Raw genomic sequence first — 11,913 nt, 5'->3', positions numbered from 1 at the left:
GGAACCTACCTCCGGCCATCTATGAAGATCAGCTTGCTAGGATGACGTCACTGGCTGCATGAAACCGGGTGTCCACACCCCGGGGGGAACGCCACCTGGTGGCGTTGTCCCTTCTGGCCGCGCGCCGGAAGTTGCTCCGGCGGAGGGTGCCGCCTCGTGAGCCGGTGAAATCAGCGCGTCGGCCTCCGGGTCGGTGAACTGGTCGAGGTGATCGCGGAGTGCCGGGATGATCGCTTCCGGGAGGGCGACCGTACGGACTCCCGCACCCGATTTCGGCGGGCCGACGAGGAGTTCGCCCGTGTCGAGTTCGACATGCTGTTGCCGAACGCTGACGGTTCGGGCCACGAGATCAAGGCGGCGGCGCAAGCGCCGCCGCGCCCGCGCGGCCCTCCCCGCGCTGCGCGTGCGGCCTGGGGGCCGTTCTCGCGTGGGAGCCGCGCGGCCAACCGAGACTGCTCCTACCGCGAATGTTCCTTCGACCACGCGCGGCGCCGGGTTCTACCGAGGCCAACGACCATGAGCGCGACGAATGCGAGCACGAAGAACGACAGAAGATGCCACATCGGCCAGGCCATTCTGGGCGTAGTGAACACAAAGCCGATTCCGGCTCCGAGCCACCCCATCTGGAAGCACCAGATCGCCGTCGCCACGCGGAACCAGATCGAGCGCTTGAACTGATCCACGCGGCGCAATCTTCCATGGAACTCTCAAACCGGCAAGAGCATGCCTCCGGCGGGGACTCAGCTCCGGGATGGTCGCAATCAGGAGATGCCCAGGAGTCGAGTGGCTGTCGATGCCGATCTTCCCGTCTGCCTCGTCCAGGCAGAGCCCAGCAGACCAAGTGAATCGCCCCGAGTCCGGTGGAGACTTGATCTCTTGAGAGGATCGAGTCCATGCCAGGCAAGTCCCCCTACCCCGCTGAGCTGCGCAGGCGCGCGGTACGAATGGTCGCCAAGGTGCGGCCGGATTACCCGACCGAGTGAGCCACGATCAACGCGGTCGCGACCAAGCTCGACCGGCCACACACGCACTCGTGACCTTCATCGACCAGCACGCCGGCGTGTTCGGTGTCGAGCCGATCTGCCGTGTCCTGACCGAGCACGGCTGCCCCATCTCCACCAGCACCTGCTACGCCGCCAAGCACCGTCCGCCCTCCGCCTGAGCCCTGCGCGATGCCGACCTGGACGCCCATATCCAGCGCATCCACGCCACCGACTACGGCGTCTACGTCGCCCGCAAAATCTGGCAGCAACTGCTGCGCGAGGGGCATCAGGTGGCCTGCTGCATCGTCGAGCGACGCATGCGCGCCCTCGGCCTGCAGGGCGCCCGACGCGGCAAGAAAGTCCGCACCACCACGTCCGACCCCGGGCACGAGCGGGCCGCCGACCGGCTGCAGCGCGACTTTACCGCGGCCCGCCCGAACGCCGCCTGGGCCGACTTCACCCACGTGACCGCCTGGTGCGGGGTGGTCTACGTATTCGTGGCCGACGTCTACTCTCGGGCGATCGTCGGCTGGGCCGCCTCGCTCACCAAGCACACCACCCTCGTGCTGGACGCCTTGGACATGGCCCTGTGGCGGCGTGACCGAGCCGGCCACCCCGTCGAGCCGGGCTTGATTCATCACTCGGACGCGGGCAAGTCAATGCACACTCTTTCCGGTTCACCACGCACTTGCTGGCGGCCGGGATCGACGCCTCCATCGGCACCGTTGGCGACGCGCTCGACAATGCCCTGATGGAATCGCAGATCGGCTTGTACAAGACCGAGCTGATCAAACCCCGCGGCCCCTGGCGCAGCCTGTCGGAGGTGGAACTGGCCACCGCCGAGTGGGTCGCCGGGTTCAACAGCACCCGCCTGCACTCGTCGATCGGGCACCTGTCACCCGAGGAGTTCGAGGGGATCTACTACGCTCAACACCAGCCCAACGATGCCCTGGCAATCAACCGCTGAGGTCTCCATCAAACTCGGGGCGATTCACTTGCTCGAAAAGCTGGTGCGGAGGCCGAGCATGTGCGCTCACGGTTGCGGCCGTAGGGCCTTTTACTCAGGTCGGTCAGTCCCACCAGGTGCGGACGCACCGTACTCTGCGCTGTCCTGGACCTGGGTGAACGCCGCCATATCCAACTCCAACTCGATGGGGCTGAGCTGCGAACCGCAGAGACTCGCCGGCGGCGATGGCGGGCTCTTTCTAGTTCGCGGATGAACCTGGAGAGTTCGATCACGTCTCGGCTCTCTTCATGGACCTCCCTCCGTCACTGGATCTTTGGTGAACACGTGGCGTGAGATCATCCTGGCCTTTATCGTCTGTGGTTCAGCCCTCGCCTCGCCGGAGTGCCCATGTCAACGAGTGAACCCGTCACGGCGTTCGACGAATTCCTTGAGAACCTCGACTTTGCGCGAGGGCTGGTGAAGGCTGGGCGAGCGCTCGCCGCGGTCCGGGCGGGCGTGGTGGACGTCGAGGATATATACCGGGCGGCCTGGTCTCAGTCGGTCGCGGGACTGGACCACTGGGTCACCAGGGAGATCACAGAGCGGGCGGTCGCTCTGGCGCTCAACCCCGACCTTCCCCGGCCGCCGCGGTTCTCGAAGTTGGAGATCCCTGTGGAAGCCTTCGAACGCGTCTATCAGGGTAATGGGGAACTCGGCGAGGTGTTGCGGCAATGCTGGGGTGAGAAGCTCGCCCGCGTCACCCACCAGCGGCCGGGGCAGATCAAAGAGGGCCTCGGATACGTGATGGAGGGCGACCTGTGGAAGAAGGTCGCCGATGTCATGAGCGTCTCGGGGCCGCAGATCAAGCCGGATCAGGTTCGCCAGCGGCTCGACCAGATCGTCGACAGACGCAACCAGATCGCCCACACAGCCGACCGGAACCCCTCGCCGCCGCCGGCTCGCGCGGAGTTGACCGATGAGGCTGTGGTCCTTGTCATCGACTGGCTGGAGTCCATGGCGCAGGCGATGCTGGCGGTCATGGGCGGTTCCTTGAACCCGGATGATCTGGGGCTGCCGTCCGCGGACGACACCCCCGTGCCTGCGGGAGCCCGGTGGGATGAACCCTCCCTGCTGCAGGCCCTGGAGAGGGCTCCAAAATCAGTGCGGGACTGCTTGCTGGCGGTGTATCGCCATGCGGAAACGCACCCCGCGTTCCGCGGTTGGTCGTTCGGTACGGGAAAGTTTCCGTCGGCGACGGCATCCTTTCGCGTCGGTACGGCGGAGGCGTCGGTATGGAGCATCTACACCGACCCGGGCAATGCCGTGCTCTCCATCAACTTCGAGTGGATGCTGGCTCGCGGAATTCCAGTCGAACGTCTTGAACGGCTGGTGGATGGGCTGATGCCGTTGCCGAAAGCGAGCGCGGTGCTCCGCAGCGTGATCGACGCCGGCTATGCCAAGCGCCCTTCCCTCAGTCCTCTCATGCTCATGGGTGGTGCTGGGGTAGTCACTCAGGCGCTCGACGAGTTGCTGGCCGTGGACGTTCAGGACGAGACTGGCTTGCCTCCGCGTGAGGATAAAACGGTCACCTACTATCTCAACCGCTCGAAACCAGATCTGATCAACCTCTATGAGCACCTAGAGCAACAATTGCTGGGCCTCGGCGACGACGTTACGAAGAAGACCCGCAAGTTCTACTTCGCCTTCCAACGAACTCAGAACTTCGCCTGCGTCGAGGTATATCCGCAGAACAACGAGTTGAAGATCTTCGTCAAGGTCAATCCGGACGACGTCGACCTGGAAGAGGGATTCAGTCGCGATGTACGCAACATCGGCCATATCGGCACCGGGGATCTGGAACTTCGGGTGAAGACCTCAGCCGATGTGAGCAAGGCGTTCCCGCTGATCCAGCGAAGCTACACAGTCAGCTGAGATTGGTGCGCATGGCGATCGGTATGGGGCCAATAGTCCAATCCTCGTACAGCGGTCGGTGTGCTCGGGCGGATATGGAAAGGCGTGCGTACGGCGGCGGGTAGTCCCCGCGCAGCTTGATGGTCTCGGCGCGCCGTGCCCGAACCGGAACCTTGGGGACGCAGGTTACCGAGGTCGGTTGCCCTTCTTTTTACGGCTGGCCGGTACGGAGCGGCGGGCGGAGCCGTTCTTGGCGGGTTTCTGTGCCTGGCGCTGTGCCGGTTTCTCCGCGGGGGACGCAGGGGTACGGCCTCGTGAGCTGTTCACAGTCCGGCCGCGGACGATGCCGATGAAGTCTTCCACCAGGTCAGTGGTCGTGTCCTTCGGCCAGGCCAGTGCGACCTGAGACTGCGGGGCGTCCGGCACCGGCCGGTATGTGAGGTCCTTGCGGTGGTAGAGGCGTGCCAGTGACTGCGGGACCAGGAGCAGTCCAGTGCCGGCCGCTACCAGTTCGACCGCGTTCGCCGTGGTGGGCGGGCGGGTGAACGCGGGTAGCCCGGGGCGGTCAGTCCACTCGATGGTGTCGTCCAGAGCGTGCAACACCTCGTCGTCGGTCAGGTCGGCGAGGGTCACCTCGTCGGCGGCAGTTACCGCGTGGTCCTTGGGTGCCACGACTACCGTGGTCTCCACATAGAGAGGAATCACGCTGAGCCCGTCACGGTCGATCGGCAGCCGGACGAATCCGGCGTCGGCGCCGCCGTCCCGTAGGAGTCCCACCACCTCGGCGGCGGGCACCGCGACGAGGGTGATCGGCACGTCGGGCATCCTCTCGGTCCAGACGTTGACCCATTTCGCGGGTGTCACCCCAGGCACGTACGCCAGCCGGAACACCCTGCCGGTCTCCCCATCAGTCACTTCCACAGAGTACCGATGTCAGGGGAACCCGTTCCGACTGACTACGCTTGACGCCATGACCTCGTCCAAATCGAAGACCATCCAGACGATGAAGCCCGAGACCGCGGCCAAGAAGCTGGGTGTCCTCCTTTCGGCCACTCCCGCCGAGTTCCAGGCGGGTGTCGTCTCCAGGGACGAGCTGAACGAGTTGCAGTCGACGCCGCCCGCCTGGCTCGCTGACCTGCGCCGCAACGGTCCGCACCCCAAGCAGGTCGTCGCCGCGAAGCTCGGGGTCTCCATTTCCGGCCTGACCAGAGGCGGGATCACCGAGCCGCTCACCACCGCTGAGATCGAGGCGCTCAAGGCGGAGAACCCCGCGTGGCTGGAGCGCGAGCGGTCCGTCCAGGCCGAGGCCCGCAAAGAAGCACTCCGCCTCAAGCAACGCTAGACAATTCCCTTTGGGGGTACGGGCCCTGTGCGTCGGGCGGGCGTCTGGGAGTGGCTGATCGGCTAGGGTGACCGGCCGTGAGGATCCTCATCGTCGGTGGTAGTGGGTTTCTCGGTCGTGAGCTGGCTCGACAGTGTTCGGTGGCGGGGCACGAGGTTGCCGCGACGTATCTGACCCGATCTGGGGAGACCGCCGGCGTTGAGTGGGTGCCGCTCGATGTGCGTCGGCGGGAGGACGTCGAGGTGCTGATCGGCGCCTTCCGGCCCGACGTGGTCATCAACGCCGCGTACCGGCAGGCGGATTGGACGACCACGGCGATCGGCGCCGCGAATGTGGCTCTCGGTGTCTCCCGGGTGGGTGGGCGCCTCGTTCATGTGTCCAGCGACGCGATCTTCTCCGGCGCTGCGATTCGCTACGACGAGACGTGTCTCCCTGATCCGGTCAGCCCGTACGGCGCGGCCAAAGCCGCCGCGGAGACGGCGGTCAGCGCGATCGTGCCGGCTGCGGTGATAGCCCGGACATCGTTGATCATCGGCGACGGTGACTCCCCGCATGAGGTCCTGGTGCATGCACTGGCCGCTGGCAGGTCGAGTGGGGTGCTGTTCACCGATGATGTGCGGTGTCCCGTGCATGTCGCTGACCTTGCCGCGGCGCTCCTGGAACTTGCCGCATCTGAGTATCGCGGTGTTCGCCACGTCGCTGGAGCCGATGCGGTGAGCCGATACGAGCTTGGGCTGCTCATCGCTCGCCGCGATGGCCTCGACGCGGATCAGCTGCCTTCGGGGCGGCGGGCGGACACCAGGCTGCCCGGCCCGCTAGACGTGCGCTTGGACTGCGCCATGACACAGCGGCGGCTGCGCACCACGTTGCGCGGCGCCCGGCAATTTCTGGGTGGCGGCCAGTTTCCCGGTGATGGTCTGCCTCTGACCGACGGGCAGTGGTGATCGCGACGTCAGCCTGAGCGACGTCAGCCTGAGCGACGTCAGCCTCAAAGGGTCAGTACGCGGGTCGCCCGGCGTCCCGGGTGACTCGGAATCCGAACGCCCTCAGTCGTCGAGCAGCCGCCATGCGGTGAGAGCGAGCCTGGCCCGTATCAGGCCGGTCGGCTCGGTGAGTTCGATGCCCAGGGTTTGCCGAGCTGTTCGAGTCGGTGGGCGACGCTGCTGTGGTGCAGGTGGAGAAGGTCGGCGGCCCGGCGTAGGGAGCCGATGGCTGCCGGCTGTCGTCGAACTGGGCCGTACGTTGCTGTCGCCCGGCCTGATCGACCCCGCTCATGTCCGGGCCATCATGATCACGGGTGCGGTAGGTCTGTTCGTCCGGCTGCTGATCACGGCCGCCTCGTCCGGACTAGGGCACCTTCTCGACGGCCAGGTGCAACTGACGTTGTGCCAGCAGGTGGCAGCGCGACTGGGGCGGGTGCCGATCGGCTGGTTCTCCCGGCGCCGGACCGGCGAGCTGGCCACGGTGGTGGGGGAGGACGTCAGTGCCCCTGGTGAACTGGCCTCCGCGTTCGTGGTGCCGTTGGTGTCGCTGATCTACTTGTTCACTGTTAACTTGCGGCTGACGCTGATCCCGGTGGTGCTGGCGGTGGCGCTGGCCTCTTTGATGATGACCCCGGACTGGTCGCGCGAGTAGGAGGGCAATGAAGAAATTCCCCACTGATATAGCGCCGGCCTGTGGTGATAGAGAGGCTCTGTGATCGAGGTCTCGGTTCGCTGACGTGCGGTCCGTGAGCGACGACAAACCGGAGGTCAGGTACGGCGCGCGTGCCGTCGGCCCCTGTGGACGTGCGAGATCGGGGCGCTGAGGTTATCCGGACGGTGCTGCGCAAAGCGGGACGGCGGGAGTTCGGCGAACGCCATGACGGGTTCGTCGTCGAGGGCGGGGACGATGCGGCGCCGTTCCTGATCGCCTGCACCGAGGAGGCCGAAGGTCCGCGTCGGAGCTCACGCGGTATCGGGTCGATCTGGTGAAGGCCAGGTAACGAGTCGAGCCCGACCCAACGATGATCAGGTGCTACTGGTGTGAAATAGCTCGTGACCCGGTGGTCTACCTGGTGGCGTGGGGATCAGCGGGTACGGCGACGCTGGACGGGGTCGGCTTCGGCGGTGGTGCGGGTGGATAGAATCTCGAAGATCATAATTTGCGGAGGTGCAGGTGGACGAGCCGGTGACGGCGGAGGTGGGCGAGGACGGGCTGCTGGCCGCCCTCCACATCGACCCGCGGGCCATGCGGCTCGGCTCGACGGAGCTGGCCAGACGGGTTGTGGAGGTCGTGCGCGCCGCGCAGCGTGGGCACGAGCAGCCGCCCCGGGACTCCTCCGGCCTCGACGCACTCCTCCAGCGGCTGGACGAGTTGGAGGCTCAGGCGGACAGGGACTTCGATTACGTGAACAGCAGGCTTGACGACACTCTCAGGAGGATCACGGAATGACCGAGATCTCGACCGGGATCACGATCGACGCCGGCGGGCGGGCCTCCTCGGGCCGGGCGTTCGGCGCGCTGGCCGACGAGTACTCCGGGCTCGCCGGAGGGTGGGGCCGAGGCGAGACGCCGCTGCCGTACGAGGAGTTCTCGGTCGGCTACCACGAGCTCACGGCCGGCCTCCGCACCGCTTGCGAAGGGCTGTCCGGCTCGCTCGACCAGGCCGGAACGGGACAGGTCGCCATGGCCGCCACCAATACGAGCACAGAACTCGCCAACTCGCATGGGCGGGACGTGTGACGGAACAGGCATTGGCGGCCGGGCTGGCGCTGCTCGGCGTCCCGCCACTGCCCGATCTGAACGGCGTCGACAGGCACATCGCCGATCTGGACGCGGCGGCCGCCCATCACCGGGGACTCGCCGCGGAGAGCGGACGCGCCCACCGGCTGGCCGGGGCGAACAGCGGGCCGGCCGCCGACGCGGTGGACGACCATGTGAACGGCCGCGACGGCATCGCCCTCACTGCGGGCGACCTCGCCGACCGCCTCTCCAACGTGGCCGGCATGTTGCGAGTCACCAGGGAAACGCTGGTCTGGGTGGGCGGTCTGCTGGCCGGGCTGGCCGCTCTCGCTGTGGCGGCCGTCGCGTACGCGCCCCACCTGTTGCCCCGGCTGAGAGCCATCGCCGTCAGAGTCTCCGCCAGGCTGCGCGAGATCACCGCCCGCCTCGGGGCGCTGATGCGCGGCATGTCCAAGACCCTGACCAACCGCAGGGTCGACAGAGTCGCCGACCGCTTCCACGACGCGTGGCGCGCTCCGCGCAAGCTGCCCGGCGGCACGTACGAGCCGAGGGTGAAGACCACCAGCGACCCGGCCTGGATCAAGAAGCACGACACCGACCAGGTCGACATAGCCAACACGCGCTATCGCGACCTGCCGGCCGACTGGAAGCGCGAGAACCAGGAGTCCGCGCGCATCGGGGTACAGCTCGTCGATGAGGCGCGGACGAGCGGCGTGGACGTCAGAAGCGAGCGGTTCATGGAGGAGGCGAGCTCGGTGGTGCACGACAAGTGGCTCGTCCGCAACCGGGACTGGGCCCCCGAAGAGCAGCGCCGCCCTTACGAACTGCTCTCCGAGGCCGAAAAGGAGAAGGATCGCGACGTCATCCGTATGGTCCTCGGGATCTAGCGTAACGGCCGCCATGGCGGCCGTTACGCCGATTTCTGGTGCATTTCCCTGCTCGGATCGCGCGCGCAATAATTTACCGTCCAGGCGATGGTGTGAAATTTATCGCCAAGCGGCCATGGCAATTATTCGGCAATTGGCGCGCTATTTCGCGCGGTGAGGATAAGGGCGACTCGGGGGAAGTCGATCTCATCCAAAACTGGGGGACCCATGCCAGAGGTAAGCACGACGATCAAGAACTGGGAAAGCATCGCGTACAAGAAGCTCGGGCTGAACGTCATAGAGTTCGGCAAGCCCAGCATCAGCTACTGGGACAAGGGCGCGGCCGGCGCGTGGCTGTTCCTGGACGGCTTCACGGTGAAGCTGGACGGTCAGGTCTACAACGCGCACCTCACGATCACGAAGAAGCCGACGATGGACCCAAGCGGCTCGTCCTGGACCTACTGCCACTTCACGGTGGACCGGAAGGGCAAGAACCACGTGTTCTACCAAGTGGACGACGACGGCGACTTCATCACGACCCAGACGCTGCTCGACGGTGAGGGCAAGCAGAAGAGTGCCAAGGTCCACTACGACAACGACCAGATCAACGACGCCACCCTGATGGGGCAGGTCGAGCACGACCTGAGGCTGATCTTCGAGAATCTCGTCTAGGTGGTCAGAGGCGGTCCCGGTTCCTGGACGGAAGCCGGGACCGCCGCCGAAGGCCTCAGTGCAGCTGGTCAGGGGCCGCCGTCAGGCCGTAATAGATGCGTGGGGCGCCGTCCAGTCGGACCTTGACCTTGCCGTCGCGGGCGGTGAGCAGCCGTTCCCTGCCGAGGCAGTCGAGCTCCCGCACCGAGCGCCCGGCGGCGGCCACCTTCAGCTCCGTCTTGGTCGGCCAGTCGTCCACCCACGGCTCCGGCGCGGCGAACCACGTGGCGCCCGGCGCGTGATCGGTGTTGAGCAGGTACCCGTCCTTCCTGCTCCACAGGATCGAGACGGGTCCTTCCGGCGTGTCGAACAGCAGCCCCTTCAGGTCGGGGTCGGCCGGCTTCAGCCAGCGGACGAACGTCGCCCGGTCCAGCACCTGCGCGGCCGTGGCGTAGGCGAGCATGGACGGCTTGGCGCTGAGGTCGCGGTTCATGAGCCCGTAGTGGTACTCGGGGTTGGCCGGGTCGGCCATCTGCGGCTTGCCCAGGACGCTGTCGTGCAACTGGTACCAGTTCACGCACTTCACCCCTTCGGCCATGGCCAGCGCCAGGGTGAGCAGGACGTTCTCCGCGGCCTGCCGGTAGGTGTCGTGCCACCAGCTGTTCGGCTTCGTGCAGGCGTAGGCCTCGGTCATCCACAACTCCTTGTGCCCGTACTCCGCGATCGTCTCGCGGGCCTTGCGCAGGCCGCCGAGGAAGTTCCAGTAGGAGCCGTTGTTGCCCTGCGTCCACTCCTCAGGAGGCGGCGCGTAGTCGGGCGTGAAGTTGCCCCGGCCCGGGTGGAAGGCGAACCCGTCGATGAGGTCCCAGCCGCCGGCGTCGTGGAAGTTCTTGGTCCAGACGTGATCCATGCCGGCCAGGCCGGCGTTGAGCACCTTGGTGGGCGCTCCCGCGGCGGTCAGCCGGTCGCGTACCGGGCGTAATCCATCCCGTACGTAGGCGGCGGCGGTCTCGCCGCTCATCCACGGCTTGTTCACCTCGTTGGCGACCTCGAAGTAGTCGGCACCCGACCCGATCGCCTTCTGCGTGTTCGTGTCGGCCCAGGCGGCGACCTCGGTGGCTGTTCCGCCCAGGGGGATCCCGGCGAGCTCGATGTTGTGACTGATCCCCGCCGCGTCGAGGGCGGCGGGCGGCAGGCCCGGCCCGCCGTCGTAGCAGATGCGGACGCGCTGGATCCCTATGCGCTTCATCAGTCCCACGACGGCGGCGGTGTCGGGCTTGAGCAGCCAGGGGTAGTTGGCGATGCCGAACATGCTGTCGGCGCCGGCCTGATAGGTGTGCGGCGGCAGGACGGCGAGGTTGGTGCGGGCGAACGCGCTGTCGGTGCCCGCGGTGGCGCGTACCTCGGTGAACACGATGCCGCGGGGTGGCGAGGTGATGGTGAAGGTCTGTCTCCACGCGGCGCCCGCCGCGACCGTGCCGGTCACGCTGCCGCCGGCCAGCGTCTTGCCGTCGAAGTCGCGCGCCCACCACGACAGCTTCACGCTGCGGGCGGCGGTTCCGCCGTTGGCCACCTCCGCGTGCAGGGCCATGGCCTGGCCGCCGGCGTCCCAGAGGGAGAAGGGCTGGTCGGTCCAGACCTCCACGCCGAGGGGCAGGCCCGCGCCCATGGTGCCGCCCGCGGCCGGTCGCATCGAGCCGAGCACCAGGTCGGCCTCCGTCACGGCCGCGCTCGTGGTCCCGGTGCCCGGGGCGTGGATCCAGGTGGCGTTGGTCCAGGCCGGGGTGGTGGTGGCCAGCCGGAAGTAGGCGCGGGTGTCGGCCCAGGTCTCCTGGTAGACGACCCCGGCATTGCTTTCGTACGGCACTCCGCCCCCGGCGTCGCGGTTCCACGTCGTCAGCGCGGCGAAGGACTCCGGCGCCGAGGGCGAGACGACGGCGCGGCCGAGCATGAAACCGGCCGGGATCAGCGTGGTCGAGCCGCCGACCTCCCAGCGGAGCTTCGCCCGGTGCGCCGCGACACCGAAGACGCCGCGGACGGTGATTCCCCCGGCCGCGCTGGGCAGCGTGTAGTCGACCTGGATGGCCTGCGTGCCGTCCGGGAGCATGACGAGCGACGGCGTTCCGCCGGTGGTGCGCTGGATGCCGGTGACCGAGTCCTTGGTCATGAACCCGGTGAGCCTGACCCGCTCGACGCCGCCGCCGTCGCGGACGGTGATGCCGCCGTCGGTGCCGGCGGTCAGCGTGATGCCGTCGGCGGAGATCGAAGGGGTGTCGGCCTGGGCCGGTGCCGTGGGAAGCAGCGCTCCGGCGAGCCCGGCGGCTACGGCTCCGCCGAGGAAGCGGCGTCGGGGGATGTCAGACATGAAGATCTCTTCCCTGTCGACCTAATGCGGATTAGGGAGATGTGTAGTACGGCCCGAACGAGAGTGTCAAGGGCGATTTGTGCGCATCACGTAATCTGGCGGTAACGCCTTGACACCTCCTCCTAA

The 11,913-nt window shown here is 67.0% G+C and carries 12 protein-coding genes and 1 pseudogene; 10 read left to right on the top strand and 3 right to left on the bottom strand.

From position 1 onward, the window contains the following. Nucleotides 1-458: 458 nt before the first annotated feature. Nucleotides 459-683: a hypothetical protein gene (locus AB0B61_RS55800; RefSeq protein WP_358450169.1), complete on the bottom strand. Its 225-nt coding sequence runs from the start codon at nucleotides 681-683 to the stop codon at nucleotides 459-461. Nucleotides 684-893: 210 nt separating this feature from the next. Here AB0B61_RS55800 and AB0B61_RS55795 point away from each other — a divergent pair. Together AB0B61_RS55795 and AB0B61_RS55790 are read left to right on the top strand one after the other, a co-directional pair. Further along, nucleotides 894-1,950: pseudogene (locus AB0B61_RS55795) on the top strand (IS3 family transposase). Between the two features lie 387 nt (nucleotides 1,951-2,337). Then, the gene (locus AB0B61_RS55790; RefSeq protein ID WP_358450167.1) at nucleotides 2,338-3,861 is read left to right on the top strand and encodes a DUF5655 domain-containing protein; all 1,524 of its coding nucleotides are present in this window, start codon (nucleotides 2,338-2,340) and stop codon (nucleotides 3,859-3,861) included. 165 nt (nucleotides 3,862-4,026) lie between these two features. On the opposite strand, the gene AB0B61_RS55785 is transcribed toward AB0B61_RS55790, so the two are convergent. Further along, the gene (locus AB0B61_RS55785; protein WP_358450165.1) at nucleotides 4,027-4,755 is read right to left on the bottom strand and encodes a LysR family substrate-binding domain-containing protein; all 729 of its coding nucleotides are present in this window, start codon (nucleotides 4,753-4,755) and stop codon (nucleotides 4,027-4,029) included. 55 nt (nucleotides 4,756-4,810) lie between these two features. On the opposite strand from AB0B61_RS55785, the gene AB0B61_RS55780 reads away from it, so the two are divergent. The 8 genes from AB0B61_RS55780 (at nucleotide 4,811) to AB0B61_RS55745 (ending at nucleotide 9,443) form a co-directional block, all read left to right on the top strand. Then, nucleotides 4,811-5,182: a DUF5997 family protein gene (locus tag AB0B61_RS55780; protein WP_358450163.1), complete on the top strand. Its 372-nt coding sequence runs from the start codon at nucleotides 4,811-4,813 to the stop codon at nucleotides 5,180-5,182. A gap of 77 nt (nucleotides 5,183-5,259) precedes the next feature. Next, a complete protein-coding gene (locus tag AB0B61_RS55775; RefSeq protein ID WP_358450161.1) occupies nucleotides 5,260-6,126 on the top strand; it encodes a sugar nucleotide-binding protein in 867 nt (288 codons plus the stop codon). Between the two features lie 343 nt (nucleotides 6,127-6,469). After that, nucleotides 6,470-6,817 (top strand): hypothetical protein, encoded by a 348-nt coding sequence (locus tag AB0B61_RS55770; RefSeq protein WP_358450159.1) that lies wholly within the window; start codon nucleotides 6,470-6,472, stop codon nucleotides 6,815-6,817. Between the two features lie 185 nt (nucleotides 6,818-7,002). Next, the gene (locus AB0B61_RS55765; protein ID WP_358450157.1) at nucleotides 7,003-7,155 is read left to right on the top strand and encodes a hypothetical protein; all 153 of its coding nucleotides are present in this window, start codon (nucleotides 7,003-7,005) and stop codon (nucleotides 7,153-7,155) included. 178 nt (nucleotides 7,156-7,333) lie between these two features. Further along, nucleotides 7,334-7,615, top strand: a complete 282-nt coding sequence (locus AB0B61_RS55760) for a hypothetical protein (RefSeq protein ID WP_357940428.1) — start codon at nucleotides 7,334-7,336, stop codon at nucleotides 7,613-7,615. Then, nucleotides 7,612-7,905 (top strand): hypothetical protein, encoded by a 294-nt coding sequence (locus tag AB0B61_RS55755; protein WP_358450155.1) that lies wholly within the window; start codon nucleotides 7,612-7,614, stop codon nucleotides 7,903-7,905. Before AB0B61_RS55760 ends, AB0B61_RS55755 begins: the two co-directional genes overlap by 4 nt. Then, nucleotides 7,902-8,792: a hypothetical protein gene (locus AB0B61_RS55750; protein ID WP_358450153.1), complete on the top strand. Its 891-nt coding sequence runs from the start codon at nucleotides 7,902-7,904 to the stop codon at nucleotides 8,790-8,792. The genes AB0B61_RS55755 and AB0B61_RS55750 overlap by 4 nt, the downstream gene beginning before the upstream one ends. A gap of 207 nt (nucleotides 8,793-8,999) precedes the next feature. Further along, entirely contained in the window at nucleotides 9,000-9,443 is a 444-nt protein-coding gene (locus AB0B61_RS55745) for a hypothetical protein (RefSeq protein ID WP_358450151.1), read from the top strand. Between the two features lie 55 nt (nucleotides 9,444-9,498). Here the strand turns inward: AB0B61_RS55745 and AB0B61_RS55740 are convergent, their stop codons facing one another. Further along, nucleotides 9,499-11,787 (bottom strand): hypothetical protein, encoded by a 2,289-nt coding sequence (locus tag AB0B61_RS55740; RefSeq protein WP_358450149.1) that lies wholly within the window; start codon nucleotides 11,785-11,787, stop codon nucleotides 9,499-9,501. Nucleotides 11,788-11,913: the final 126 nt, after the last annotated feature.

The sequence above is a fragment of the Nonomuraea sp. NPDC049158 genome (assembly GCF_040648335.1).
In the GTDB taxonomy this organism is placed as follows: Bacteria; Actinomycetota; Actinomycetes; order Streptosporangiales; family Streptosporangiaceae; genus Nonomuraea.
Note: the sequence above shows the minus strand (reverse complement) of the source record. Positions and strands in the feature narration are given on the sequence as shown.